Source organism: Maribacter polysiphoniae (genome assembly GCF_003148665.1).
GTDB lineage: Bacteria > Bacteroidota > Bacteroidia > Flavobacteriales > Flavobacteriaceae > Maribacter_A > Maribacter_A polysiphoniae.
Genome location: NZ_QGGQ01000002.1, coordinates 667,573 through 693,631, shown reverse-complemented (window position 1 = coordinate 693,631; position 26,059 = coordinate 667,573). Strand labels below are relative to the sequence as shown.

Below are 26,059 nucleotides of genomic sequence, written 5' to 3'. Positions count from 1 at the left end.
AGGTATCGGGATTTCCCGATACCTTTAAAAGTATAAATTTTTTTCTATTAATTAATGTAAAGACCTTTATAATTCAATGGGTTCACACCAGGTAGATCAGATCCGTATTTTTCGTTAATGGATTCGACAAAAAGAAGGGTCAATAAGGCATAGCCCCTAGGTGATGGGTGTACACCATCAAGAGAGAATCCACCACCTGTCGCGTAAGTGGCTGTGACCGTACTACCGTCGCCCAATTGTACTCCCTCATTGGCAATCGTTGTCAAGAAAGCATTGACATCGACAAATGCCAGGTCATATTGGGTTGCTAAATTTTCTATGGTTTGGTTGTATGCCGCATGGGCGGTTGCAACCGACATTTGTTCTGCTGGGGTGAGTACCCATTTGTCATCCATGGGATACGTGATTCCATTAATGGCCAATTGCCCGGCATTGGCAGCGGGTAAACCTAGGTTTTGCAAGGTAGCAAAGGCATCCTCATTCAATTTGGCAATCACGGTCTGGCTAGGGAACACTATTAAATCATCTTCGTTTGCCATACGGGCTTGTCCGTATAGATAACCGTAAACCCCTGCTGTACCGGCATCAAGTCCACCTCCCATAAGAACTTGGGTGATTTGGGCGGACAAATCGGTTAGCGAATCATCGCGGATAACCAAGGAGCTAGCACTCGTCGTTGAGAATTCAATGGCCCTTTCCGGTACGCCTAAATATTCGAAAACCCCATTTAATTGTGCGAATGTCGCATTCAAAGTGGGTATTTGGGGTCCGAAATCGGGATTGGTCGGGTCTAAGGGATTGTGTGGTACCGTAGTAAAATAAGGTATGGTGGTAATATCGGGGATGTTTGCCACTACACCATCGGCACCTTGTGCGGTCAATGCCTGTAAAAGTCCGTCATAGACATTGGCAAAAACATTGGGATCGGTAATGTCCGAACTTCCATAGGTTGAGGGATCCAAGTTCCCTGTTTGGTCAACGCCCACGCCACCACCGGTAGCATAGCTTAATATATCATTATTGCCTATCCAAAGCGAAAAGAATGTTGGATTTTGTGCAACGGCATCTCCAATGATCGTGGCCGTCGCGCTAGAGGCAAATCGCGCAAAATAAGGATTGGCCAATCCGGCCTGGACTCCGGCAGCATTTCCGTAACCGGGAGCTCCTAAGTGGAAGCTTTTGGCGCCAGGGACCCCCATATTGTTGAAGGTGCCCGACAGGGTGTTTGTTATTTCCGTGGAGCCTGTACCTGATACTGGGGTAGGGGTTGGGGAACCTGATGCAAAAGACAAAATCAGTCTATTGCCTAGGAGCGGTGTGCCCCCTAAAGTGGCGCCACCCAAGTTGTCGGCCATAAATGGAATGTTGAAGTCACCCCCACCTGCCAAAGCAAAATTGGAAGCTAGCATGGCAGGGAACGAATTGGTTTGGCCGTCTATAAAAAGAGCGGCATCGGAATAGCCTGCTGTCAAAGAGTTGCCTACGGCTACATAGTTAGAGAAATCAGCTGATCCACTGGTGTATGTTACTTCAACAGGGTCAGTTGGTGTAGGGTCCACCACGGGGTCGTCATCACTACAAGAGGCAAATAATAAGGCACAGATTGTCAGTGTTGAAAGGAACTTTTTCATTGCGTTGTTTGAGTTAATTAGTTAAATTGGATAAATCCAAATTTAAATAAAATTATGAGATTCGCAATCTTTATGGTAAAAAAATTATGCACGCATAATAAAAAGAGGGATTTGTTACGACTTTATGAAATTAAAGGTCTTGTTGAAAAACTGGGTGGGATTTTCCGCGTGAAGCCAATGCCCGGCATGATCGATTGACTCAATGACGGCGTTCGGAAAATGTCTGCGGATGATCTCGCTATCTGAAGGGATAATGTATTCTGATTTATCGCCACGAAGGAATAAGGTGGGACCATTGTATTGGTCAATGGCGCTGAGGCCTTCCCCAATTTCTTCCATTTTATGCGATAGGACCTCTAAGTTGAACCGGAAGGCAAGTTTTCCTTTTTCGACCCAATAGAGGTTTTTCAGTAAAAACTGGCGTATGCCTTTTTCCTGTATGTATTTACTTAATTCGGAATCGGCTTCCCCTCTGGATTTGATTACCCCGAAATCAAGATGGTTCAGTCCGTTGATGATGTATTCATGGTGTGGCGGATAGTATTTAGGGGCGATATCCGCAACGATCAATTTTTGGATTAGATCGGGATAGCGTACCGCAAACTGCATGGCGGTCTTTCCTCCCATTGAATGCCCTAGGATGATGACATCCCTTAATTCGTGTTGTTCAATATAATTCCTAAGGTCCTCCGCTAGAATATCATAGTTGAATTCTTCGGCATGAAAACTTCGACCATGGTTGCGTTGATCGATCAAATGAACTTGCATTCCATGTTCACTGTATTTTGACCCTAAGGTTTTCCAATTGTCGGACATTCCCAAAAAACCGTGTAATATCAATAGGGGTTTGCCGCTTCCTAGAATATTCGAATGTAATACGGGATTCATTTTAGTTTGTTCAAATACATGTTTATAACGTTCTCCAATCCCAAATAAAGCGATTCGCAAATTAATGCGTGGCCAATGGAAACTTCCAACAAGTTCGGAATGTTGTCCTTAAAGTATTTGATATTGTCCAAACTCAAATCATGGCCAGCGTTTATGCCCAATCCCAATTGATCTGCTGTTTGGGCGGCCTCAATAAAAGGGTCAATGCCTTTCATGTCCCCTTTGTCAAAAGCCTCTGCAAAACTTTCCGTGTAGAGTTCAATACGATCTGTCCCGGTTTCAGCAGCCCCCGCTACCATTTTTGGGTCGGCGTCAACAAATATGGATGTCCTTATGTTGTTTTGTTTAAAGGTAGCGATCACTTCTTTTAAAAAACTTCTATTGGTAATGGTGTCCCAACCCGCATTGGAGGTAATGGCATTCAGGGCATCGGGAACCAAGGTGACTTGTGTAGGTCTTACTTCCAAAACCAAATCCATGAATTTTTGGATAGGGTTGCCTTCAATGTTGAACTCCGTGGTCACCAATTTTTTCAAATCCCTTGCATCTTGGTATCTGATATGCCTTTCATCCGGTCTGGGATGTATGGTGATTCCTTGGGCGCCAAAAGATTCGATATCCTTGGTTACCCTTAATAGGTTCGGTACGTTGCCTCCCCTTGAATTCCTCAAGGTTGCAATTTTGTTGACATTTACACTGAGCTTGGTCATTGGGATGTATCTAGTGTTTTCATGGCAAAAATACGAAATAGGCATGCCTTTTGATATATTTAATTAGTATTTTGCGTTTAATTTTAAGCTATGCAGATTCAAACACACATAATTACCACAATACCTGTCTTTGAGGTCGATGAGCCTTTAGGTAATTTGGTTAAGTTCTTCATGGAGAATACCTACTCGCATATAGCCATTGTAGATGGGAAAAAGTTTTTGGGGGTGTTCAATGAAAATGATTTGGAGCATTTTGACGTGGACAAGAAAATCGAGGATTTCAAATACAATCTGGAATCGTTTTTTGTTCGTGAAGAAACCAGTTGGTTCGATGTCTTGGAGACCTTTGCGAGAAATGAGGCTAATTTGGTACCGGTTATAAGTGAGGGTAATGACGTTCTCGGGTATTATGACATTACCGATATTGTCAGTGTTTTTATCGATATGCCTTTTTTTACGGAGCCAGGAGGTATTTTGGTGGTGGCCAAGGAACAGCGGGATTATTCCTTTAGTGAGGTTGTGCAGATTGTTGAAAGTAACAATAGTAAGTTCATAGGAGGGTTTATTTCCCAGATACGGGATGGGGTAGTGCAGATTACGATTAAAATAAGTGGTACGAGTATGAATGAGGTCCTGCATACTTTCAGGCGCTATAATTACACGATCCTTTTTGGGAATGTGGAAGATCAGTTTATTGATGACCTTAAACAAAGGTCTGACTACTTGGATAAATACCTAAACGTTTAATTAGAGTAAAAATCGTGATTGTCCTTGATGTTGATCGGGACTTTCATCGGTGTGGTCGAGTGTTTATAAATACCCATTATGTGGATAGGTCGGTACGTGGTTGCATACGTCTGGTCGATGAAAGAAATAAGAAAAACAATAGATGAAAGTTGCTATATACGGACAAGTATACCAGGATTCAACGATGGATTATGTGGGTGAGCTGCTCGATGAACTCAAAAAGGCATCGGCGATAGTAGCTATTGAAGAACAATTTAAATACCATTTGTCCAAGAAGTCGAATGTTGATGATTGCAGGTCGTTTAATGAAACCACTGGGTTGGATGGTTCTTATGACATGTTCGTTAGTTTCGGGGGCGATGGTACCATATTAAGGGCAACAACATTTGTGCGCGATTTGGGTATTCCCATTGTAGGGGTCAATACCGGGCGTTTGGGTTTTCTTTCGACAATCAAGAAAGAGGATGTCCGTAAAGTTGTTCGGGAGTTCATGCAAGGGGCCTATACCATAGTGGAAAGAAGTTTGGTTGAGGTCGATGCCGGAACCCAGTCCGATGAAATAGGCCCGCTTAATTTTGCATTGAATGAGATTGCCGTAAGTAGAAAGGATACCACCTCTATGATTACGGTGGAAACCCATCTCAATGGGGAGTATCTGACTTCGTATTGGGCGGACGGACTCATTGTTTCCACGCCGACTGGTTCTACAGGGTATTCCCTGAGTTGTGGCGGGCCTGTGATAGTTCCTACGGCAAAATCCTTGGTACTTACCCCTATTGCCCCGCATAACCTGAATGCTAGACCTTTGGTGATTTCCGATGATACGGTCATTCGATTAAAGGTTTTAGGACGGGAAGACCATCATCTTATTTCCTTGGACTCTCGGATTGCTACATTGGAGAACGGTACTGTTATAGAGATTAAAAAGGCACATTTTGCCATAAATATGATAGAATATACTTCCGATAGTTTTTTAAATACACTGCGTAATAAATTGTTATGGGGGGAAGATAAGCGCAATTGAGCCATAGAAAACAATATTTGTGCCCAAAAGCTGTTTATCATGTGGGTACATATATGTATTGCTAATATGGGTATGTCCCTGTTAGGGTTTAATTTGCAAACTATGTTGGATATATGAAGAATTATTTTTTTTCAATTCTTTTTTTGCTTTGTGTTTCGTTGAATGCACAGACTTATGAGATAGGGGCTTTTGTTGGTGGTGCCAATAACATTGGTGATGTTGGTAGGACAAATTTCATAGCACCTTCGGATATTGCCATTGGCGGATTGTTCAAATGGAATAAAAGTAAACGATATGCTTGGCGTGCTAGCTTAATTTATGGTAAATTTACAGCCGACGATTCAAAATCGAGTATGACCGCTAGGCAACAAAGGGGTTATGTGGTTAATAATTCCGTCTTTGAAGCTTCGGCGGGTCTGGAGTTTAATTTTGTTGATTATAATTTACATAGGTTGGGTTCTGCTTTTACGCCATATTTATACACGGGGTTTACCTATTTTAGATATGACTACGACTATATAGATGCTGGTCAGCAATTGAGTATCGATCAAAAGGATGGTTCTTTTGCCATTCCTATGGTTGTGGGAGTTAAAAAGAGGTTGAATCAGTTCTTGATTATTGGTGCGGAAGTTGGGGCAAGGTATACCTTTACAGACAATTTGGATGCCAGTAATCCTGAAAAATCGAATGTGAATCAACAATTGGATGTTGATTTTGGAAATATTTTTAGTGACGATTGGTATGTTTTCTCAGGGGTTACATTAACGTATACCTTTGGCAGAAAACCTTGTTCCGATTGTTTTGAGTGATACTTACATGAATACTATCGAAGAAATCGACGACCAAAAATTACCAAAGCATATCGCTATTATTATGGACGGTAACGGTCGTTGGGCCAAACAGAAAGGTAAACTTCGGGTTTTTGGCCATGAAAATGGCGTTACTACCGTCAGAAGAACCGTTGAGAGCTGTGTTAAAATCGGCTTGGATTACCTTACCCTCTACACTTTTTCCACCGAAAACTGGAACCGACCGAAATTCGAAATCGATACTTTGATGCGGCTTTTGGTGTCTTCCCTTAAGAAAGAGCTTAAGACATTCAACAAGAACAATGTGAAGTTGAATACGATCGGTGATATTAAGGCATTGCCAAAAACAGCCTATGAGGAACTTATCGAGGTAATGGAAAAAACCAAGGGAAATACGGGAATGACCTTGACCCTGGCACTGAGTTATGGGGCCCGGGACGAAATGTTGAACGCTGTGAAACAGATTGCTATCAAAGTTAAAAATAATATAATTTCTCCTGAAAATATTGATGAAACCATTATAAATAACCATCTTTACACGCACAATTTACCTGATGTGGACTTGCTCATCCGAACCAGTGGAGAACACCGGATAAGCAATTTTTTATTATGGCAAATTGCGTATGCTGAATTATATTTCATAGATGTATTTTGGCCCGATTTTAAAGAACATCATTTAATAGGTGCCATAATAGATTATCAGAACAGAGAACGAAGATTTGGAAAAACTAGCGAACAACTCAACTAGCGATATGAAAAGGTTCATGTCCCTTGAACCCATTATTACTTTCTTATTATTTTTTATTGTCACCATTGCCTCTGCACAAGAAACTTCTTATGAAGATGGCAAAAAGTATATACTTGGTGGTCTCGAAGTAACGGGGCTACAAAGTTATAATGAACAGACAGTAAAGACCTATACCGGTTTGAGGGTAGGGCAGCCGATTACCCTTCCCGGGGAACAGATCAGTGCCATCATCAACAAACTGTGGGGCTTGGAACTTTTTACCGATATCGCATTCTATGTTACCGATATCCAAGGGGAGAATGTTTTCCTAGAATTGAACATCATTGAGCGTCCCACCTTGTCCAAGGTGAAGATGAATGGTGTGAAAGATGGTAAGGTCGATGAGATTTTAAAGGATACGGATCTTAAGAAAGGGAAAAAGATAACCGAAAGTCTTATTGCGAACAGTAAGAACTATATCACGAATAAATTCAAGAAAAAGGGCTACCTTAATACTAAGGTCAATATTATTACGGTCAAGGACACCTCGCAAACTAATGCTAGGAGTATGGTCGTAAATGTTGATAAGGGTGATAAGGTTAAAATAAAGGATATTGTTTTTGAAGGCAATGAAAAATTACCTGCAAAGAAATTGCGAAAAGCCTTTAAGAAGACCAAGAAGAAGAAATTGGGACGCTTTTGGAAAAAGTCCAAGTTCATCGAGGATGATTATGAAAATGACCTGACGCTATTGATGGATAAATATGCGGAGAACGGTTACCGGGATGCTAGGATACTTTCAGATACCATCATTAATGTTGATGAGAACAATATCAAGATCAAGATCAATGTTGAAGAAGGAAACAAGTATTATTTCGGTGATATTGATTTCGTGGGTAACAGTGTCTATTCGGATCAGGTATTAAGCCGTGTTTTGGGTATTAAAAAAGGGTCTACCTATAATGGGGTGTTGTTGCGCGAGCGTATTGCCGATGATACCAAGCCCGATGCCAATGATGTCACAAGCTTGTACCAAAATAACGGTTATTTGTTTTCAAGTATAAACCCAGTAGAGGTTTCCGCTGAGAATGACACGATTAATTTTGAGATCCGTATTGTTGAGGGCAAGGAGACCTTCTTGGACCATGTTACGATCAACGGGAACGACAAAACGAATGACCACGTTATTTTCAGGGAATTAAGAACCCGTCCCGGTCAAAAATATAACAAGTCCGATATTATAAGGAGTATTCGTGAATTGGGGCAACTTGGTTTCTTCGATGCGGAACAGATCAAACCGGATATTATCAATCCAAAACCCAATGAAGGTACTGTGGATTTGGACTATGGTCTTGTTGAATCGGGATCGAGCCAGATTGAACTCCAAGGTGGATATGGTGGCGGTGGTTTCATCGGTACCTTAGGGCTTTCTTTCAGTAATTTTTCTTTGCGGAATATTTTTAATGGGGAAGCCTATAAGCCTGTACCTATGGGTGATGGTCAGAGTTTTGCGGTACGTTTGCAAGCCAGTAAGACCTATCGGGTATACAGTTTAAACTTCTCGGAACCTTGGTTGGGTGGTAAAAAACCGGTACGTTTTAACCTATCATTATCCCAGACCAAACAATTCCGTGCCAGTTATACCAGTTCAGGTAGGATAAAGGTAGATAAGGACGAAGGGTTCTCCATTACCGGGATTTCAGCAGGGTTGGCGAAAAAAGTACAATGGCCCGATGATTTCTTCGTGATTTCACATTCTTTGGGATATCAACTCTATGAATTCAACAATTATAGTTTGGGCTTGTTCAACTTCGGTAATGGTAAATCCAATGCGTTTACCTATACCTTGGGTATTTCAAGAAATGCCACCGCTGGGGGTAGGATATTCCCAAGGGGAGGTTCCAATTTTGAGATTACGGGTAAATTCACTCCCCCATACTCCCTGTTCAGCAATAAGGATTATAGTGGCTTGAAAGAAGAGAGTACGGATCTTACGATACAAAGGGCCCAGCAAGGTGGTACATTGGATGCTGAGGATTCTGCACGATTGGAAGAAGTGGATCAAGAACGTTTTAGATGGTTGGAATACTATAAGGTAAAATTCAAAGGGGATTGGTATACGACGCTTGTTGGTGATTTGGTGCTGCGAACCAATGCCGAGTTAGGATTCTTGGGTAGTTACAACAGTGCCGTGGGCGATGTGCCTTTTGAGCGTTTCTATGTTGGTGGTGACGGTATGGGTAATTTTACCTTGGATGGTAGGGATGTAGTGCAGTTACGAGGGTATGATAACCAGGCGTTGACCCCATTTAATCCGGATACCGGCCAGCTAGATGGTGCCTTGGTGTACAATAAATTCTCTATGGAGCTACGATATCCATTGACCTTAAAGCCATCAGCATCGATTTATGGCTTGGCTTTTATGGAAGGTGGTAATGGTTTCAACAATTTTCAGGACTTTAATCCGTTTGAAATAAAACGTTCGGCTGGAGTGGGGCTTCGTATATTTATGCCGGCATTCGGTTTACTGGGAATTGACTTTGGTTATGGTTTCGATCAGGACTACAGTTCAAGTTCTACAGGACCCAGTGGATGGCAAACACACTTCATTATCGGTCAACAGTTTTAATTTAAGAATCGTGGCATAAGCTAAACCATTCATTTTAAAAGTTTTAGTATTTTTGGCACGATATTTTCTATGTATTAAAGCGGAATCAAAAATGAAACCAAAAACAAAAGTTCTTATAGTCGTATTCTTGATGTTTTGCACATTGCATTCGTTTGCCCAACGGGGTGTTCGAATGGCTTATGTGGATATGGAGTACATACTGGAAAATGTTGAGGAATATCGTGATGCTACTGCCCAATTGGAAAATAAGGTCCAAAAATGGAAAGTTGAGATTGAGCAAAAACAAAGCGTTGTTGAGCAAATGAAGAAGGATCTAATGGCTGAAAAAGTGCTGTTGACCAATGAGTTGATTGCTGAGCGGGAAGAGGAGATACAGATTCTTGAAAAGGAGATGATCGAATACCAACAAGATCGTTTTGGTCCGCAGGGTGATTTGGTCATGCAAAAGCGACAATTGATCCAGCCGATTCAAGATCAGGTTTTTAATGAGGTACAAAAAATCGGGGCCAATAAAAAGTATGATTTTATTTTTGATAAATCTGCGGATGTTGTAATGTTGTATTCCGAAAAAAGACATGATATCAGTGATCTGGTATTGCGGGGTATCGCTAGGACCAGAAAAATAAGTAAACCGAAGAAAGCAAATGCCAAGAATAGGTTGTCCGACTTTGAAGGTGGGGACGTGCAGGAAGAGGAGATGAGTGATGCCTTGCTAGAGCGAAAAGCGATGGCCAAACAGGCAGAAGAGGCCCGAACAAAGACCGCTGAGGAAAAAAGGGCGGAACAATTGAAGATTCGGGAAGAGCGTAAAAAGGCATATGACGAAAGAAGGAAGAAACTCCTAGAGGAAAGGGAAGCCAAAAAGAAGGCCAAGATTGAAGAACGGGAAAATGAAATTGAAAAAGAAGATACAAATAACAAATAAGAATCATTAACTTAAATTAATACTCAAATATTTTAATTGGAAATCATGAAAGAAGTAAAGAAAATAGTAGTTGCCTTGGTTTTGTTCGTTGCGGCAACAAGTTTTGTACAAGCACAAAGTAAAGTTGCCCATATTGATGTAACCCAGCTTTTGTCCCAAATGCCTGAAATGAAATCAGCCGAAGCCGAATTAAAAAAGCTTCAAGAAACCTATAGGGCCGATATCGAGAGCTCTATGACAGAGTTGAAAAACAAATACACTCAGTATTCAAATGAGTCTGCCTCTAAATCTGAAGAGGAAAACCAAAAAAGGGCACAAGAATTGCAAGTGTTCGAGAAAAACATTGGTGAGGCACAACAAAATGCCCAACAAGAACTTCAAAAGAAGCAAGCCGAATTGTTTGCTCCAATCTCCGAAAAAGCAAAAGCAGCTATTGAAAAGGTAGCGGCAGCACAAGGTTTCGATTACGTTATCGATGCCCAAGCCGGTGGTGGATTGATAGTAGCGAAAGGTAAAGACCTTCTTCCTGAGGTTAAAAAGGAATTGGGCTTCTAGTTCTCGAAAAAAGAATATTAAAAAAACATCCTAGCATTATTGTTAGGATGTTTTTTTTTAGGCAATGATTTTACCCTTAATGCCTTTCCATCGGAGCTTGCGAATGAACTTTCCTTCTTCCGGGGAGACCATTTTTTGAAGATTGCTTGCCTTGGCTTTGAAAAAGCCCTTCATGTTATGGTAAAAGGTTTTTGTGTTTTTCTGTTTTAAAGCCATTTTTAAGGAGGCTATGGATGTCAGTAAGAATCCATAATCCATGGCGTACATGGCTTCGCCCTGCATCAACTTCGCTTTTGCATTATAGGCTTTCCCTGTGGGTCGTAAATGTTTTACCCTTAATTCATCCAAGGTCTTGATCTCAAAACCGTGGTATTGTGCCAATAATTCATCCACAGTATCCCAACCCATAGCATTTCTGAGTCCGTCGATACTTTTGAAACACTCCTTTGTATAGGCTTTAAAAGCGCCTCTTACGTGCTTTTTGTTCATGGGGTGGTTCAGTGTCCATTCGTTGTTTGAATCGAGCTCATAAACGAACCCACCGGCTAAACCGATATTTTTGTTTTCGTTGAAAACCGAGGCTATGGATTCAAAGTAGTTTTTAGGAAGGATCAGATCGGCATCGAGCTTAACGATAAAATCATATTCATCGTCTAAGAGCGCCAATCCTTTGCGAAAAGCATTGATTACCTTACTGCCTGGAAGATGTTCCTTAGACGAGCTCGTATTTAGTTTTAGGTAGGTGTTGTGCTTGTTGCAGAAAGCGTCAATGATCTTTTCAGTGCCATCGGAGGAATTGTCATTGACGATGATAACCTTTTTGGGTGGTAGGGTTTGTGCGGACAAAGACCTTAGGGTTTCCTCTAAAAAGGCCTCTTCGTTATGCGCCGGTATAACAATGTAATACTTCAATTTAGTGTTTTTTATGCTCTGCCTATCTTATCCTTTCGGCATAAACGATATAATATCTTGGGGTAAAGCTTCGTAAGAGGGGTCTAAAACCGATTTTTTTAACGGGATTCGTCCATTTGTCCCTGTCAATGATTTTCCATCCGGCCTTTTCCAATAGCCAATCGAATTGCCAATCCTCGAATTCGTGATAATGCCTGTCCCAGGGATCGGTTTTGCTTTGGTAAGCGGGGGAGAACCATAATCGCAATGGAATACTGGCAACAAGTTTGTCGGCCTTTATTTCACGCAGTACGTTGAATGGGGCGATAAGATGTTCAAAAATCTCAAAGGCCGTGACGACATCGGTCTTACTTTGGGTTATTGTCTCGAAATCCAGGTCTAAATCCTCTCCTTTGGTATTACTGACCGTATATCCATGTTCTTTCATGATCTTGGAAAAAGGATTTTCAACCCCTAAGTCTAAAATCGTTTCTTGGGTAGTAATGTGCTTTTCTAAAAAAGAAAGGGTTTTTTCGAATCGTTTATTGGGAAATGTTTTTTCGTACATCTAAACTAAGCGTTATTTTGATGCCCCTAATAAAAGGTTGGTCATTCTATAGTAAGTACGAAGTTAAAAAAATATGCAGAGGCATAACCATATACCTCTGCAATTCTTTATTTGGGATGTGTGCGAATTTTAAACTTCGTATACCATGGCATTGATGTTCATGCCGGCACCCACACTGGCAAAGAGTACCACATCACCTTTTTTGATACTGTGGCCTTCAATGTTCCCTTTTCTTACTTTGTCATACAGGGTGGGTATCGTGGCAACGGAACTGTTTCCCAATCTACCAATGGTCATTGGCATAATATCTGTTGGGGGTTTAAGTTTATATTGTCTATAGAACCTTTTTACAATGGCCTCATCCATTTTTTCGTTGGCCTGGTGTATGAATATTTTTTTGACTTCGGAAATATCCCTTCCAGTTTTATCCAAGCATTCTTTCATCGCTTGGGGTACATGGGATATGGCAAACTCATAAATTTTTCGACCGTACATTTTTATGTAACGTCTATCTTCCTTAAGGTCCTTGTTATACGATTTGCCAAAAAACAAATAGAAGGCCTCGTCATTGGCATAAGTAGCCGTTTCAAAGTTCAGGAATTGTCCCTTGCCTTCAGTCTCCTCTATAATTGCGGCACCCGCGCCATCTGAATATAGCATGGTGTCACGGTCATAATCATCGACCACCCTTGAAAGGGTGTCGGCACCAATGACCAAACATTTTTTTGCCATTCCCGCTTTAATGAATGCGTTGGCCTGTATAACACCTTCGATCCATCCGGGACAACCAAAAAGCATATCATAAGCCACACATTTTGGATTTTTGATATCCAATTTATGCTTTACACGTGTGGCGAGACTTGGAAGGGTGTCGCCTTGGATCTGGCCTACGGACAGATCGCCGAAGTTATGGGCAAATATGATGTAGTCCAATGTTTCTTTATCAATACCGGCATTTTCAATAGCTTTTGCTGCCGCTAAATGACCTAAGTCAGAGGTTTTCAACTCTTTTTTTGCGTAGCGTCTTTGTTCAATACCTGTAATTGATTTGAATTTTTCTATGATGACTTCGTTCGGGCCTTCGATGACCGTCCCATCGCTATTCAAGAAAGTGTTTTTTTCGAAATATGAGTTTTCAATGATGATGGATGGTCTAAAAGACCCTGTTCCGGTAATGGCTATGCTCATTATTGATAAAATTTTACGCAAATTACCCAATCCCTAAATTTCGAGGGGAATAAAATGGGGTAACAATACGATGTTCAAGATTATTTGATATAAATAAATTAATAAACAAATGTATTAAAGATTAACAAAAAGGCATCTGTTTACGGGGGTTTATAATGTTATTCTGATTCAATATAGGCTTCAATGGGTGTACAACTGCAAATAAGATTACGATCTCCATAGGCATCATCAACCCTTCTTACCGTTGGCCAAAACTTATTGTCCGAAACATAGGGTAACGGAAAAGCCGCTTCTTGTCGGCTATATGGAAATGCCCAATCATCACTTGTTAGCATCGACATGGTATGGGGGGCATTTTTTAAGGGGTTGTTTTCGGGGTTTTCCACGGCCAAATCTATTTCATTGCGAATGGCCAGTAAGGCATCACAAAAACGATCCAATTCGGTTTTACTTTCACTCTCGGTAGGTTCGATCATCAACGTACCTGCAACCGGGAAGGAAACGGTGGGAGCATGAAATCCATAGTCCATAAGACGCTTGGCGATATCGGTCACTTCAATGCCGTTTTGCTTGAACGGACGACAGTCAATGATCATTTCATGGGCTGCACGACCATTTTCCCCAGTATAAAGAACATCAAACCTGCCGCTTAGTCGTTCCTTAATGTAGTTGGCGTTAAGTATGGCTATTTTAGTGCTGTTTGTCAACCCCTGTTCCCCTAGCATTTTTATGTATCCATAGGAAATCAAGCAAACTAACGAGCTACCCCAAGGGGCTCCTGAGATGGCGGTAATCGCATGGCTTCCACCGGTCTTAACCAATGGGTTGCCGGGTAGGAAAGGCACCAGTTGTTCGGCCACACATATAGGGCCCACACCGGGACCACCACCTCCATGGGGAATGGCAAAGGTTTTGTGAAGGTTCAAGTGGCATACATCCGCACCGATAGTGGCTGGATTGGTGAGTCCTACTTGGGCGTTCATATTGGCGCCATCCATATATACCTGCCCTCCATGGTCATGAATGATCTTGGTGATGTGTTTTATCGATGATTCGAAAACCCCATGTGTAGATGGATAGGTAACCATCAATGCGGCTAGGTTTTCAGAATGCAATTTGGCTTTCTCCTCTAGATCCACAATATCGATATTCCCTTTTTCATCGGTTTTGGTTACAATCACTTTCATGCCTGCCATGACCGCCGATGCTGGATTCGTACCGTGGGCCGATGCAGGGATTAGGCAAATATTACGGTGGTCTTCTTTTTGGGACTTGTGGTAGGCCCGAATGACCATTAATCCGGTATATTCACCTTGGGCACCGGAATTAGGTTGTATCGAGGTGGCTGCGAAACCTGTGATTGTCGATAGGTCTTTTTCCAATTCGTGAAGAACTTCTTGGTAGCCTTGGGCTTGGTCCAAAGGAACAAAGGGATGTATGTTGCCCCATTCTGCCCAGCTTAGGGGCAGCATTTCACTGGCGGCATTCAATTTCATGGTACAGGAACCCAACGAGATCATAGAATGGTTTAACGATAGGTCTTTGCGCTCCAATTTCTTGATGTAGCGCATCAGTTCTGTCTCAGAATGATACTTGTTGAAGACCTCATTATCCAAGAAAGTGCTTTTTCGCGAAAGTGCGATGGGAATCACTTCGTCAAATGGTTCGGAAAAAGAAAGGCTTTCCTTCTGGTCTTTTAGTTGTGCAAAACAAGTGAAAATGGAATTCAGATCTTGTTCATCCGTTGCTTCATGTATTGAGATGGATACAGTGCCCTTGTCGATATAATTGAAATTGATGCCTTTGTCTTCAGCTATTGCCCGAAGCTTATCGGAATCGGTAACATTGATTTTAAGCGTATCGAAAAACGCTGTGTTCAATGATTCAAAACCTAATTGCAAAAGACCTTGGTGTAGGGTTTTTGCATGGTTGTGCACTTTGGTTGCGATATATTTTAATCCCTTTGGACCGTGATATACAGCGTACATTCCGGCCATGACCGCCAAAAGTACCTGAGCGGTACAGATGTTGGAGGTTGCCTTATCGCGTTTTATGTGTTGTTCCCTTGTTTGTAGCGCCATTCGCAAGGCAGGCTGTCCATCGGCGTCTTTGGTCAGGCCAATGATCCTTCCGGGTATATTTCTTTTATACGCCTCCTTAGTGGCAAAGAAGGCTGCATGTGGACCGCCATAGCCCAAAGGGATCCCAAAACGTTGGGTGGTGCCTACGACCACGTCAGCCCCGAATTCCCCGGGAGGGGTCAAAAGGACCAAGCTTAGGATATCGGCGGCAACCGCTACTTTTATTTCGTTTTCCTTGGCCTTTGCCACAAAAGTGGAATAATCATAAACCTGTCCGTATTTACCGGGGTATTGCAATAATGCCCCGAAAAAGTCCGATCCAAATTCAAATTGCCCATGATTGCCAATGACCAACTCGATGCCCAACGGATTAGATCGTGTTTGTAACAAGGATATGGTCTGTGGTAAGACTTCCTCGGATACAAAGAATTTAACGACATTGTCTTTCTTTTGGGCTCTGGTACGAACGTCGAATAACATGGACATGGCTTCGGCTGCAGCGGTGCTTTCATCCAAAAGTGATGCATTTGCCAGTTCCATTCCGGTGAGATCGGCAATGACGGTCTGAAAGTTTAAAAGAGCTTCCAACCTGCCTTGTGCGATTTCGGCCTGGTATGGGGTATAAGCCGTGTACCACCCTGGGTTTTCCAAGATATTCCTCAGAATGACTGAAGGTGTGATGGACTCGTGATAACCAAGACCTATATACGATTTGAATAGTTTGTTTTTTGAGGATAATGCTTTGATGTGCGATAGGAATCCATGCTCGCTCATCGCCTTGGATAACTGAAGGGGTTGGGCCAATCGAATGTCCGAAGGAATGGTTTCGTCGATTATTTGATCTAAACTTTCGGCCTTAACGGTTTTAAGCATTTCTTGAAGGTCTCCTTCATTGATTCCAATGTGGCGTGAAGCAAACAAATCTGTTCTCATAATCAGCAGTATTTTGAAGGGCAAACTTAGGAATTTAATCCTTTTAAATTAAGCGTATTGTTGGTCTAATGGACTAAAGTTTTTAACGAAATCAAAGGGTTATAAACAGTTTGGTTATTTTTACCCGATGAACTTCATGAAGCGACTGTTCGATTTTTATCTGGATGCTAGTATACATGTAGCTTTGGCTGTAGTATCATTGGTAAAGGTCACGACCTTTTTTTTTAATGTCGAATTGGATGGTCACCTCATGTATTTTGTTTTTTTTGGTACCATTGTCAATTATAATTTCATTAAATACGGGGTTGAGGCCAAAAAGTATTTGTTGGTAGGAAACAGATACCATAAAAACATCCAATTTTTCAGTTTTGTTTGTTTTGCGCTTACCTGTTACCACGGTTGGTTTTTAAGTATGGATACCTGGTTGATTCTGTCCATATTGGCTGCCTTGACCGGTTTTTACGCTTTGCCGGTATTGCCAAGGGCCCGTAATTTAAGAAGTCTTGGTGGACTTAAGATATTGGTAGTTGCCTTGGTATGGTCTGGAATTACGGTTGTTTTGCCCATGGTCGGGACACATAAGGTTTTGGTTTGGGACGTTTGGGTCGAGGTCGTGCAACGTATACTTTTGGTATTGGTGTTGTTGATTCCGTTTGAGATTAGGGATTTGGCCTATGACGAACCTGAATTGAAGACGATTCCTCAGCGCATCGGGGTAATGCGAACGAAGGTGTTCGGAGCCTTTTTGGTACTTATGTTTTTTATCCTGACGTATTTCAAGGATGTGATCTCAGAAAGCGAACTGATTGCAAAGGGGGTGCTTTTTTTGGTCTTGGGTGGACTCATGTTCGTGACCAAACGGAATCAGTCCAAATATTTTTCTTCTTTTTGGGTGGAGGCCATTCCTCTATTTTGGTGCGGACTTATTTGGGTATTGGTGTACTTGTTCTAAATCTTTTCGTTGATTTCCTTTTTCATTTTCACCTTGTCCTTTTCAGGTAATGCGTGTAAATGGGCCTTGTCGCAGAGTGATGTGAGTTCGGAGTTTTTTTTAGAGAATTTGGAGCAGGTTTTACAAAAGAAAAGATGTATGATCAACTTAAACTTTTCGGTAAAAGTTGCCTCCTTATATTGTTCCTTGTTGCAGATAATAGCTGCTTCTTCGCACGATATCATAGTTAAAACCAATTTTTGTTAAGACAGTCCATCAAAGCGGTTCTGGCCCTATGGATCATCACCCAAAGATTAGACGGGTTTATGTCCAGTTCTTTACAAATATCTTCCGTATCCATACCTTGAATCGTTTTCAGGGTGAACACCAAGGATTGTTTTTTGGGCAATTTTGAAATACACTCCTGGATCGCCAAGCCTAATTCCTCGTTTTCGATATCATCGTTTTCAAGAATGCTTAAAGGGTCGGCAACCTGTTCTTCGAGCCAATCACCATCCGCGTCCATTTGACTGCTATAGCCCATGCGCACTTCAGCTTTGCCTTTATTTGAATTGATTTTTCGATAATAATCGATTACCTTTCTTTTAAGAATGGCAATAAGCCAGGTACGTTCGGCAGCGGTACCTTTGTAATTGGTAGCTGATTTTAAACCGGCAAAAAAGGTTTCCTGTACCAGGTCTTTTGCAATTTCCGCATCACTGACCCGGGTCACGGCATAGTTGAAAAGATAGTCAGCGTATCTGTCTACCCAAGTTTCGGGATGTAATTGGTGGTCTGTCATGAATTTGTTGCTGCCATCAAAAATAAATTAAATTTAATGATTATACCTATTTTTGAAAAAAGAGATCCCAGTATGAGAATAGTTTTATTGATGAGTATTGTGTTATTTGTGGGCGTAAGCTGTTCACAAATCAAGGAAAAGCATATAACGGAAGTTCCCCAGGCGGAATTGGATACCATTTTATTGGTAGATGTTAGAACACCTAAGGAGTATAACGATGGGCATTTGGTAAATGCCATGAATATTGATTGGAAGAGCGATGATTTTAAGCTAGGGTTCGAAACAATCGATAAGGATAAAACTATTTACCTGTATTGCCGTAGTGGTAAACGCAGTGCTGATGCCACAAGATATTTGGATTCATTAGGGTACAAACGGGTATATAGCCTTAAAGGAGGGTACGTGGCGTATAAGGAAGCGCAGCAATAGCCTTTTGTCGCACGATATCGGAAAAGGAAGAAAGCCACAATCAAGGATTTTCCCAATTGTGGCTTTCTTCCATACTACAGACAGTTTTTTAGGCCATCCTGTTACTAATGGGCTACTCGTTTTCCATGTCCCGGGGAACGGTATTTCAATTTCGGTTTATAATAATCCAGCTCTCTTTAATAGGGCTTCAACCTTTGGTTCGGCACCCCTAAAACGTTTGTATAAAACCATGGGTTTTTCAGTGCCCCCTTTGGATAGGACATGTTCCTTGAATTTTGTGGCAACCTCTTTATTGAAGATTCCTTTTTCCTTAAAATAGGCAAAGGCATCGGCATCTAAGACCTCGGCCCACTTATAGCTGTAATACCCGGAGGAATAACCGCCTTGGAAAATATGTGAGAAGGCTGTACTCATACAGGTTTCAATAGTATCGGGGTAGAGTTGGGTACCATCGAAGGCTTTGGTTTCGTGGGCTTTTACATCTTTGATGTTCGAAGGGTCGGCACCGTGCCAAGACATATCCAAAAATCCAAAACTCAATTGGCGCAAAGTGGCCATGCCTTCGTGGAAAGTAGCGGATTCCTTTATTTTACTTATCAATTCCATAGGTATGGTTTCACCGGTTTCGTAATGGGTGGCGAAAAGCTCCAAGGCTTCTTTCTCATAACACCAATTTTCCATAATCTGACTAGGAAGTTCTACAAAATCCCAATATACCGAAGTCCCCGAAAGGCTTGGATATGTCGTGTTGGCGAGCATGCCGTGTAGACCATGGCCAAATTCGTGGAATAAGGTGGTAACTTCATTAAAGGTCAATAAGGAGGGCTTGCTCGGTGTTGAACGGGTGAAATTGCACACGTTGGAGATATGTGGACGAATATTTTCACCGTCTTTTACATATTGGGGCTTAAAGGAGGTCATCCATGCGCCACCACGCTTGCCGGCCCTGGGGTGAAAATCGGCATAAAACAGGGAAACAAGGTTGTTCTTATCATCGGTTACGCGGTATGTTTTTACCTCGTCGTGGTACGTGTCAATGTCAAACACTTCGGTAAAATGCAATCCGAACAATTTTTCGGCAACCTTGAAAACCCCGGCTATGACATTTTCCAACTTGAAATAGGGCTTTAATTTTTCGTCATCAAGGTCAAAAAGCTTCTGTTTCAATTTTTCGGCATAGTATGAACCATCCCATTTCTGCAACTGGTCTATACCGTCCAATTCCTTGGCGAAATCTTCCAATTGCTTATACTCCCTTTCCGCTGCGGGTTTTGCCTTGACCAAAAGTTCATTTAAAAAAACATAAACCTTATCAGGTGTTTCGGCCATACGTTCTTCCAAAACAAAATGGGCATGTGATGGGTAACCTAAAAGGACTGCCCTTTCATGACGCAGATTGGCGATCATGAGTACGTTTTCCTGATTGTCAAATTCGTTATTGTGAAAAGCCTTACTGCCAAATGCCAAGAAAAGTTTTTTGCGGAGTTCCCTGTTCTTGGCATATTTCATAAATGGAATATAGCTCGGATAGTCCAGGGTTACCAACCAACCTTCTTTGTTTTTTGACTTGGCCATCTGTGCAGCGGCCTCCTTTTCGCCTTCCGGTAATCCGTCCAGATCATTTTCATCGGTGAGATGCATTTCGAAGGAGTTGGTCTCGGCCAAAACGTTTTCTCCAAATTTTAATTTGAGTTTGGAGAGTTCAGTGTCTATCTCGCGTAAGCGTTGCTTTTTATCTTCAGGTAAATTGGCCCCATTACGACTAAAGCTTTTGTACTTTTTGTCGAGTAACGTATCTTGTTCAACCGTGAGGTCAAGTTGGTCTTTTTGTTCGTAAACGGACTTTATTCTCTTGAAAAGTGCTTCGTTTAACGTGATGTCATTGCTGAATTCGGATAGTAAAGGGGATACTTCCTGAGCTATTTTTTGGATTTCCTCATTCGTCTCTGCCGAATTTAAATTGAAGAACACACTTGAGACCCTATCCAATTGCTGTCCTGAAAACTCCAATGCCTCAATGGTATTTTCAAAAGTTGGCGCAGCGGTATTCACTGTTATCGCATCAATTTCTGCCCGGGCATCTTCGATTGCTTGTAAAAAGGCAGGCTTAAAATGTTCGTTTTTTATTTTGGAAAAGGGTGCGGTATCAAAGGGGGTAAGTAATGGGTTCATTATATTTTATGTGATAATGGATTTGTGTAATTATTTTTTCGGTCTAAGGCCTAGGGTAAAAGGGAAATGGATTGGATACTAATGTGGAAATTGGATTTTTATCTATTCCTGATTTCCTTTGTGTGTTTTTACTTAATCTTCTTTACTTCTTTAGCACCTTCGATTACCTTTTGTTTCAGGCCTTCTTTGTAAAGAATAATCTTATCGAGTACGCATTTGTCCGAACTACCAATGATTTGAGCCGCGAGGATACCTGCATTCTTGGCTCCGTTCAAGGCTACGGTGGCTACGGGGACACCTCCTGGCATCTGAAGGATCGAAAGAACGGAATCCCACCCATCTATCGAATTGCTGCTTTTAACGGGTACCCCAATTACGGGCAGGGGAGACATGGAGGCCACCATTCCCGGTAGGTGGGCTGCGCCGCCGGCACCGGCGATAATCACAGATATCCCGTTTTTGTGGGCGTTTTTACTAAAATCAAAAAGCTTTTCCGGGGTACGATGGGCCGAAACTATATCGACATCAACCTCAATATCGAATCCTTTTAGGATATCAATGGCATCCTGCATTACCGGCAGGTCGCTCGTGCTTCCCATAACTATGGCTACTTTGCTCATAAAATTCAAAATTTTTAAATCCAAATTCCCATTCTGCAAGGGGTTGGTATTTGATTATGGCACTTAACGCGCTATTACTTTGATTGTTTCTTTTACTTGTTGGGCTATTTTTCGGGCTTCCAGAAGGTCCTCATTTACAATGGTCACATGTCCCATTTTTCGGAAGGGCCTTGTTTGTCTTTTTCCATATATGTGGGGGGTAACCCCATCCAACTTCAAAATCTCTTCAATGTTTTGGTAAACCACGTCACCGGTATATCCTTCCGCACCTACCAGATTGACCATTATCCCTGCTACCTTACTTTCGGTACTGCCCAAGGGAAGGTCCAAAATGGCACGAATATGCTGTTCAAATTGATTGGTGTAACTGGCTTCAATGCTGTAATGGCCACTATTATGCGGTCTTGGGGCAACCTCGTTGACCAAGATCTCGTCTTCCGCGGTCTGAAACATTTCGACAGCCAATAGGCCAACATGTTGTATGCTATTGGAAACCTTTAACGCGATTTCCTTGGCTTTTTGGGCAACCTTGTCATCGATCCGTGCTGGACAGATAACGTATTCCACTTGGTTTGCTTCAGGATGGAACTCCATTTCAACAACCGGATAGGTGGTCACATCGCCTTTTACATTCCGGGCGACGATCACAGCGAGTTCGTTCTTAAAGGGGATCATGTCCTCGGTAATGCATTCCCCAGGGGGTAATCCTTCTAAATCACCAATGTTACGTATGATTTTCACCCCTTGTCCGTCATACCCGAACTGGGCACTTTTCCAAACAAAGGGAAAAGAAAGGCTTTCGTGTTCAACGCTATCCTTCATTTCACTGGCATAGGCAAAACGCGAAAAAGGCGCTGTTGGGATATCGTTATCGATATAGAACAACTTTTGCTTGGCCTTGTTTTGTATAATGCGTAATGCCGATGTTGGGGGATATACCTTTACCCCTTCATGCTCTAACTTTTCGAGCGCCTCGGTATTTACATTCTCAATCTCGATGGTAAGTACGTCGACCTTCTTTCCAAAATTGTAGACAGCATCAAAATCCAATAGGTCCCCGATGAAAAACTCGTCACAGCCTATTTTGGACGGGGCATCTTTCGACGCATCCATGACTTTGGTGTGAATATCGAATTTCCGGGTTTCGTACAACATCATTTTACCCAATTGGCCACCTCCTAATATCCCCAGTTTAAAGTCAGATGAGAAAAAATCCATGTGTATCGATTCGTGTGGTTAGGGTTAATGTTCGTTGTATATTGGTAACAAAAATACATCGAATTCTTAAAACTGAATGGTTGTGATTCAAAAAGAGAAATCAAAATGGTATCTTTGCAATCCTAAAAAGCCTAAACCATTGATAAAACTACACGATAAATATTTTAAGCCATTCTTAAGTGAAGCGCAGATTCTTGCGGCTGTAAAATCGGTTGCCCAAAAGGTGGCTGCGGATTATAAGGATGAGACGCCTGTTTTTGTAGGGGTATTGAACGGTTCCTTTATGTTCGTAGCGGATTTTTTAAAGGAATATCAGCATCCCTGTGAAGTGTCGTTCATAAAATTAAGTTCATACCAAGGTCTGACCTCAACAGGAATTGTTGAGACACTGTTGGATCCACCGGATAATTTAGAGGGAAAGAGCGTGATTATCTTGGAAGATATCATCGACTCGGGGCGAACACTCAAGGAATTGATACATCTCTTTAACAACACCAATGTAAAGGAGTATAAAATCGCTAGTTTGTTCTACAAGTCCGAAGTGTATAATGGGGAGTATGCCATAGATTATATCGGTATTGATATTCCAGATAAGTTTATTGTGGGATACGGGCTCGATTATGACGAGTTGGGACGTAACCTCAGAGAAGTTTACCAATTAAATGAAAAACATATGATCAATCTAGTTCTTTTCGGCAAACCAGGTGCCGGAAAAGGTACGCAAGCTGAATTTCTTAAAGACCAATATAATTTAAAACATATTTCAACCGGTGATGTATTCCGTTACAACATAAAGAACGGGACAGAATTGGGGAATTTGGCCAAATCGTATATGGACAAGGGCGATTTGGTACCCGATGAGGTGACCATTAAAATGTTGCAGGATGAGGTTGAAAAACATACCGATGCCAGTGGTTTTATCTTTGATGGTTTTCCAAGGACCGTAGCCCAAGCTAAAGCCTTGGATGAATTTTTAAAGACCAAGGAAATGAGAATTGATGCTACCCTTGCCCTCGATGCGGACGACGAAGTATTGATACAACGACTTTTGGAGCGTGGTAAGGTCAGTGGTAGGACAGATGATCAGGACGAGTCCAAGATCAGGAATCGTTTTGAGGAGTACAACCAAAAGACGGCACCGTTGCAGGCGTATTATGAAACCCAGGGCAAATACCATAGTGTTAATGGTATTGGTGCTATCGAGGATATTACCCGTCGTTTGGGTAAGGTAATCGAGGAGCTGTAGGGCAACCTAACCTTGTTTTAAGTTCTTCTATCATCGTCAAAAACTTTGATCTTCATGAAGATAGATTGCTGACGTGCTGAAATAGTTTCAACACATGTCGCGCTAATGACAAATACATTTAAAAATGACCGAAGGCAATTTTGTTGATTATGTGAAGATCCATGCCAGCTCTGGTAATGGAGGTAAGGGGTCTGTGCATTTGCATCGGGAAAAATATATTACCAAGGGTGGTCCTGATGGTGGTGATGGTGGTCGTGGTGGCCATGTCATTGTTCGGGGCAATAAAAATCTGTGGACCTTGGTCCATTTCAAGTTCAAACATCATTTTAAGGCCGGTCATGGTGAACATGGCAGTAAAAACCGTAGTTCCGGGGCTGATGGGGAAGATGTGTACATGGATGTTCCCCTAGGTACGGTTTTCAAAAATAGTGAAACCGACGAGGTCCTATTCGAAATTACTGAGGAAGGGGAAGAAAGAATACTTGTCGAAGGAGGTATGGGAGGTCGTGGCAATTGGCATTTTAAAACATCCACAAACCAAACACCACGGTATGCTCAACCGGGGGTAAAAGGACAGGAGGTCGATGTTACCATGGAATTGAAGTTATTGGCCGATGTGGGCTTGGTAGGATTCCCCAATGCAGGAAAATCCACTTTGTTGGCGGCCATTACATCAGCAAAGCCCAAAATAGCAAATTATGAGTTTACCACGTTAAAACCCAATCTTGGTATTGTTGAGTATCGCGATTTTCAAAGTTTTGTGATGGCCGATATTCCAGGTATTATTGAGGGTGCTGCGGAAGGGAAGGGTCTTGGGCATTATTTTTTAAGGCATATTGAACGAAATGCAACGCTTCTATTCCTTATTCCCGCGGATAGTAATGATATTAGTAAGGAATATGAGATCCTTTTGGATGAGTTAAGGCGATACAACCCTGAACTTTTGGACAAGGAACGATTGGTGGCCATCTCTAAATGCGATATGCTCGATACGGAATTGATGGATGAAATGAAGATTGAGTTAGACAAGGATTTTGCCAATGTACCGTATATGTTCATTTCCTCCGTTGCCCAATTTGGTATCCAAGAGTTGAAGGATAAACTTTGGAAAATGCTCAACAGTTAATCGAAATAAAGGCTGTTTCTTAAAATAAAGGTTGTTTTTTCTTTACATTTAGGTAATTAAAAGGCGATGAAAAGTATATACTATCTCTTAATAGTCCTTTTGTTTGCGTCGTGCCAAGCGGTACGTGTGCAGACCGATTATGAAAAGGATACCGATTTCTCCAATTATGCCACATACAATTATTACGGCGACCTAGAAACAGGTTTGGGCGCATTGGAGGAAAAACGATTGATCAAGGTTCTGGATGCGGCCATGCAAGGTAAAGGGTTACTGCTTTCTGAAGAGCCTGACTTTTTTATCAATATCCAAAGTGAGATCTATCAAGCCCCAAACAACAATACTGTTGGATTAGGGGTAGGTGGAGCCGGAAGAAATGTGGGTGGGGGTGTTTCTGTTGGTATTCCTATCGGACAGGCAAAAGTACAGCGCGAAATCATTTTCGATTTTATCGATAGCCAAAAAGAGCAATTGTTTTGGCAAGCTGTAAGTAGTAGCAGTTTCAATGAAAACAGCACACCGATCCAGCGGGAACTTAAACTTCAGGAAATTGTGGACAAGGTATTGTCCAAGTACCCGCCAAAATCCAAAAAGTAAACAAGGTGTTTTGTTGAAGGAATTAATAAGTCCCCTGCTTTAGAAGGAATTGTAATTTATCCGTTAAGCAAATCCCTGTACTTATTCTTGTACCCTATGAGCATGGTAATGTTCAGGACAATAAGAATAAGGGATCCCATTATAGTACTTGGTTCCAAGGTGGCATGAAAAAGAACAGCGTTTATTGAAACACTCATCAATATAAGGGCCATTAAAGCACCGTATTTGTTGAAGAGGAATGACAAACCAGCCAAAATCTCCACAACGCCTACCAAGTATACAGTTTTTGTACTGGCCAAACCACCCATATATCCCATGGCAGCTTCACTCATGGCACTGTTGTCCATAGGTATGAAATTGAAAAACTTATTGAGGCCAAAGACTAGTACAAATAGTCCAAGAAGAATCCTTAAGACCAGAAAAACTTTTGGGTTCATAATGTATGGGTTTAAGTTGTTACTGTTTAAAGATAATGAAAATCAGTGATTTGAATCAACTATATTTTAAATCCTAGGATGTTTGGCCCAAATCGCGAACAACCCTAAAAAAAGAATAATCATTTTTTCACCGTCACTTCCTACTACTGCCCATTGCCTACTGCTAATTGTTCACTGT

The 26,059-nt window shown here is 41.7% G+C and carries 25 protein-coding genes; 12 read left to right on the top strand and 13 right to left on the bottom strand.

Annotated elements, in window-relative coordinates; genetic code table 11:
- Positions 1-47: 47 nt before the first annotated feature.
- The 3 genes from LX92_RS07340 to LX92_RS07330 all read right to left on the bottom strand — a co-directional run bounded on the left by LX92_RS07340 (position 48) and on the right by LX92_RS07330 (position 3,229).
- Complete coding sequence (locus LX92_RS07340) at positions 48-1,631, bottom strand: SGNH/GDSL hydrolase family protein (protein WP_109649614.1); 1,584 nt, start codon at positions 1,629-1,631, stop codon at positions 48-50.
- Positions 1,632-1,745: 114 nt separating this feature from the next.
- Positions 1,746-2,519, bottom strand: a complete 774-nt coding sequence (locus tag LX92_RS07335) for an alpha/beta fold hydrolase (RefSeq protein WP_109649613.1) — start codon at positions 2,517-2,519, stop codon at positions 1,746-1,748.
- Positions 2,516-3,229 (bottom strand): pyridoxine 5'-phosphate synthase, encoded by a 714-nt coding sequence (locus LX92_RS07330; protein WP_109649612.1) that lies wholly within the window; start codon positions 3,227-3,229, stop codon positions 2,516-2,518. The genes LX92_RS07335 and LX92_RS07330 overlap by 4 nt, the downstream gene beginning before the upstream one ends.
- 90 nt (positions 3,230-3,319) lie before the next feature.
- On the opposite strand from LX92_RS07330, the gene LX92_RS07325 reads away from it, so the two are divergent.
- The 7 genes from LX92_RS07325 to LX92_RS07295 all read left to right on the top strand — a co-directional run bounded on the left by LX92_RS07325 (position 3,320) and on the right by LX92_RS07295 (position 10,645).
- Positions 3,320-3,976 carry a CBS domain-containing protein gene (locus tag LX92_RS07325; RefSeq protein WP_109649611.1) on the top strand — a complete coding sequence of 219 codons (657 nt, stop codon included), beginning with the start codon at positions 3,320-3,322 and terminating at the stop codon, positions 3,974-3,976.
- A gap of 142 nt (positions 3,977-4,118) precedes the next feature.
- A complete protein-coding gene (locus LX92_RS07320; protein ID WP_109649610.1) occupies positions 4,119-5,000 on the top strand; it encodes an NAD kinase in 882 nt (293 codons plus the stop codon).
- A 113-nt stretch (positions 5,001-5,113) separates the two neighbouring features.
- Complete coding sequence (gene porG / locus LX92_RS07315) at positions 5,114-5,809, top strand: type IX secretion system protein PorG (RefSeq protein WP_109649609.1); 696 nt, start codon at positions 5,114-5,116, stop codon at positions 5,807-5,809.
- Between the two features lie 7 nt (positions 5,810-5,816).
- Positions 5,817-6,557, top strand: coding sequence for an isoprenyl transferase (locus LX92_RS07310; RefSeq protein WP_109649608.1), 741 nt, complete (start codon positions 5,817-5,819; stop codon positions 6,555-6,557).
- Positions 6,558-6,561: 4 nt separating this feature from the next.
- A complete protein-coding gene (locus LX92_RS07305) occupies positions 6,562-9,165 on the top strand; it encodes a BamA/OMP85 family outer membrane protein (protein ID WP_109649607.1) in 2,604 nt (867 codons plus the stop codon).
- 91 nt (positions 9,166-9,256) lie between these two features.
- The gene (locus LX92_RS07300) at positions 9,257-10,090 is read left to right on the top strand and encodes an OmpH family outer membrane protein (protein WP_109649606.1); all 834 of its coding nucleotides are present in this window, start codon (positions 9,257-9,259) and stop codon (positions 10,088-10,090) included.
- A gap of 45 nt (positions 10,091-10,135) precedes the next feature.
- Positions 10,136-10,645: an OmpH family outer membrane protein gene (locus tag LX92_RS07295; protein ID WP_109649605.1), complete on the top strand. Its 510-nt coding sequence runs from the start codon at positions 10,136-10,138 to the stop codon at positions 10,643-10,645.
- A gap of 57 nt (positions 10,646-10,702) precedes the next feature.
- On the opposite strand, the gene LX92_RS07290 is transcribed toward LX92_RS07295, so the two are convergent.
- The 4 genes from LX92_RS07290 to gcvP all read right to left on the bottom strand — a co-directional run bounded on the left by LX92_RS07290 (position 10,703) and on the right by gcvP (position 16,306).
- Positions 10,703-11,557, bottom strand: a complete 855-nt coding sequence (locus LX92_RS07290; RefSeq protein ID WP_109649604.1) for a glycosyltransferase family 2 protein — start codon at positions 11,555-11,557, stop codon at positions 10,703-10,705.
- 22 nt (positions 11,558-11,579) lie between these two features.
- Complete coding sequence (locus LX92_RS07285) at positions 11,580-12,104, bottom strand: class I SAM-dependent methyltransferase (RefSeq protein ID WP_109649603.1); 525 nt, start codon at positions 12,102-12,104, stop codon at positions 11,580-11,582.
- Between the two features lie 129 nt (positions 12,105-12,233).
- Positions 12,234-13,292, bottom strand: a complete 1,059-nt coding sequence (locus LX92_RS07280; RefSeq protein WP_109649602.1) for a 3-oxoacyl-ACP synthase III family protein — start codon at positions 13,290-13,292, stop codon at positions 12,234-12,236.
- A gap of 158 nt (positions 13,293-13,450) precedes the next feature.
- Positions 13,451-16,306, bottom strand: a complete 2,856-nt coding sequence (gene gcvP / locus LX92_RS07275; protein WP_109649601.1) for an aminomethyl-transferring glycine dehydrogenase — start codon at positions 16,304-16,306, stop codon at positions 13,451-13,453.
- Between the two features lie 136 nt (positions 16,307-16,442).
- Between gcvP and LX92_RS07270 the strand changes: the two genes are divergently transcribed.
- A complete protein-coding gene (locus LX92_RS07270) occupies positions 16,443-17,258 on the top strand; it encodes a hypothetical protein (protein WP_223308272.1) in 816 nt (271 codons plus the stop codon).
- On the opposite strand, the gene LX92_RS07265 is transcribed toward LX92_RS07270, so the two are convergent.
- Positions 17,255-17,482: a hypothetical protein gene (locus LX92_RS07265; protein ID WP_109649599.1), complete on the bottom strand. Its 228-nt coding sequence runs from the start codon at positions 17,480-17,482 to the stop codon at positions 17,255-17,257. The genes LX92_RS07270 and LX92_RS07265 overlap by 4 nt on opposite strands.
- A 2-nt stretch (positions 17,483-17,484) precedes the next feature.
- Positions 17,485-18,039, bottom strand: coding sequence for a sigma-70 family RNA polymerase sigma factor (locus LX92_RS07260; protein ID WP_109649598.1), 555 nt, complete (start codon positions 18,037-18,039; stop codon positions 17,485-17,487).
- Positions 18,040-18,111: 72 nt separating this feature from the next.
- Here LX92_RS07260 and LX92_RS07255 point away from each other — a divergent pair, with 72 nt between their 5' ends.
- Positions 18,112-18,468: a rhodanese-like domain-containing protein gene (locus LX92_RS07255; protein ID WP_109649677.1), complete on the top strand. Its 357-nt coding sequence runs from the start codon at positions 18,112-18,114 to the stop codon at positions 18,466-18,468.
- Between the two features lie 156 nt (positions 18,469-18,624).
- On the opposite strand, the gene LX92_RS07250 is transcribed toward LX92_RS07255, so the two are convergent.
- The 3 genes from LX92_RS07250 to LX92_RS07240 form a co-directional block, all read right to left on the bottom strand.
- Positions 18,625-20,640: a M3 family metallopeptidase gene (locus LX92_RS07250; RefSeq protein WP_109649597.1), complete on the bottom strand. Its 2,016-nt coding sequence runs from the start codon at positions 20,638-20,640 to the stop codon at positions 18,625-18,627.
- 128 nt (positions 20,641-20,768) lie between these two features.
- Entirely contained in the window at positions 20,769-21,260 is a 492-nt protein-coding gene (gene purE / locus LX92_RS07245) for a 5-(carboxyamino)imidazole ribonucleotide mutase (RefSeq protein ID WP_109649596.1), read from the bottom strand.
- Between the two features lie 63 nt (positions 21,261-21,323).
- Entirely contained in the window at positions 21,324-22,478 is a 1,155-nt protein-coding gene (locus LX92_RS07240; RefSeq protein WP_109649595.1) for a 5-(carboxyamino)imidazole ribonucleotide synthase, read from the bottom strand.
- A gap of 139 nt (positions 22,479-22,617) precedes the next feature.
- Here LX92_RS07240 and LX92_RS07235 point away from each other — a divergent pair, with 139 nt between their 5' ends.
- From LX92_RS07235 to LX92_RS07225, 3 genes are all read left to right on the top strand, one after another.
- A complete protein-coding gene (locus tag LX92_RS07235) occupies positions 22,618-23,724 on the top strand; it encodes an adenylate kinase (protein ID WP_109649676.1) in 1,107 nt (368 codons plus the stop codon).
- Positions 23,725-23,848: 124 nt separating this feature from the next.
- The gene (obgE, locus tag LX92_RS07230; protein ID WP_109649594.1) at positions 23,849-24,850 is read left to right on the top strand and encodes a GTPase ObgE; all 1,002 of its coding nucleotides are present in this window, start codon (positions 23,849-23,851) and stop codon (positions 24,848-24,850) included.
- Positions 24,851-24,916: 66 nt separating this feature from the next.
- Positions 24,917-25,444: a DUF4136 domain-containing protein gene (locus tag LX92_RS07225; protein ID WP_109649593.1), complete on the top strand. Its 528-nt coding sequence runs from the start codon at positions 24,917-24,919 to the stop codon at positions 25,442-25,444.
- 56 nt (positions 25,445-25,500) lie between these two features.
- On the opposite strand, the gene LX92_RS07220 is transcribed toward LX92_RS07225, so the two are convergent.
- Positions 25,501-25,881, bottom strand: coding sequence for a DoxX family membrane protein (locus LX92_RS07220; protein WP_109649592.1), 381 nt, complete (start codon positions 25,879-25,881; stop codon positions 25,501-25,503).
- Between the last annotated feature and the right edge of the window lie 178 nt (positions 25,882-26,059).

Bases quoted from the DNA above. Each gene is read 5' to 3' on its own strand.
- LX92_RS07340 (WP_109649614.1), bottom strand. From the start codon at position 1,631: ATGAAAAAGTTCCTTTCAACACTGACAATCTGTGCCTTATTATTTGCC.
- LX92_RS07335 (WP_109649613.1), bottom strand. From the start codon at position 2,519: ATGAATCCCGTATTACATTCGAATATTCTAGGAAGCGGCAAACCCCTA.
- LX92_RS07330 (WP_109649612.1), bottom strand. From the start codon at position 3,229: ATGACCAAGCTCAGTGTAAATGTCAACAAAATTGCAACCTTGAGGAAT.
- LX92_RS07325 (WP_109649611.1), top strand. From the start codon at position 3,320: ATGCAGATTCAAACACACATAATTACCACAATACCTGTCTTTGAGGTC.
- LX92_RS07320 (WP_109649610.1), top strand. From the start codon at position 4,119: ATGAAAGTTGCTATATACGGACAAGTATACCAGGATTCAACGATGGAT.
- porG (WP_109649609.1), top strand. From the start codon at position 5,114: ATGAAGAATTATTTTTTTTCAATTCTTTTTTTGCTTTGTGTTTCGTTG.
- LX92_RS07310 (WP_109649608.1), top strand. From the start codon at position 5,817: ATGAATACTATCGAAGAAATCGACGACCAAAAATTACCAAAGCATATC.
- LX92_RS07305 (WP_109649607.1), top strand. From the start codon at position 6,562: ATGAAAAGGTTCATGTCCCTTGAACCCATTATTACTTTCTTATTATTT.
- LX92_RS07300 (WP_109649606.1), top strand. From the start codon at position 9,257: ATGAAACCAAAAACAAAAGTTCTTATAGTCGTATTCTTGATGTTTTGC.
- LX92_RS07295 (WP_109649605.1), top strand. From the start codon at position 10,136: ATGAAAGAAGTAAAGAAAATAGTAGTTGCCTTGGTTTTGTTCGTTGCG.
- LX92_RS07285 (WP_109649603.1), bottom strand. From the start codon at position 12,104: ATGTACGAAAAAACATTTCCCAATAAACGATTCGAAAAAACCCTTTCT.
- LX92_RS07280 (WP_109649602.1), bottom strand. From the start codon at position 13,292: ATGAGCATAGCCATTACCGGAACAGGGTCTTTTAGACCATCCATCATC.
- gcvP (WP_109649601.1), bottom strand. From the start codon at position 16,306: ATGAGAACAGATTTGTTTGCTTCACGCCACATTGGAATCAATGAAGGA.
- LX92_RS07270 (WP_223308272.1), top strand. From the start codon at position 16,443: ATGAAGCGACTGTTCGATTTTTATCTGGATGCTAGTATACATGTAGCT.
- LX92_RS07265 (WP_109649599.1), bottom strand. From the start codon at position 17,482: ATGATATCGTGCGAAGAAGCAGCTATTATCTGCAACAAGGAACAATAT.
- LX92_RS07260 (WP_109649598.1), bottom strand. From the start codon at position 18,039: ATGACAGACCACCAATTACATCCCGAAACTTGGGTAGACAGATACGCT.
- LX92_RS07255 (WP_109649677.1), top strand. From the start codon at position 18,112: ATGAGAATAGTTTTATTGATGAGTATTGTGTTATTTGTGGGCGTAAGC.
- LX92_RS07250 (WP_109649597.1), bottom strand. From the start codon at position 20,640: ATGAACCCATTACTTACCCCCTTTGATACCGCACCCTTTTCCAAAATA.
- purE (WP_109649596.1), bottom strand. From the start codon at position 21,260: ATGAGCAAAGTAGCCATAGTTATGGGAAGCACGAGCGACCTGCCGGTA.
- LX92_RS07240 (WP_109649595.1), bottom strand. From the start codon at position 22,478: ATGGATTTTTTCTCATCTGACTTTAAACTGGGGATATTAGGAGGTGGC.
- obgE (WP_109649594.1), top strand. From the start codon at position 23,849: ATGACCGAAGGCAATTTTGTTGATTATGTGAAGATCCATGCCAGCTCT.
- LX92_RS07225 (WP_109649593.1), top strand. From the start codon at position 24,917: ATGAAAAGTATATACTATCTCTTAATAGTCCTTTTGTTTGCGTCGTGC.
- LX92_RS07220 (WP_109649592.1), bottom strand. From the start codon at position 25,881: ATGAACCCAAAAGTTTTTCTGGTCTTAAGGATTCTTCTTGGACTATTT.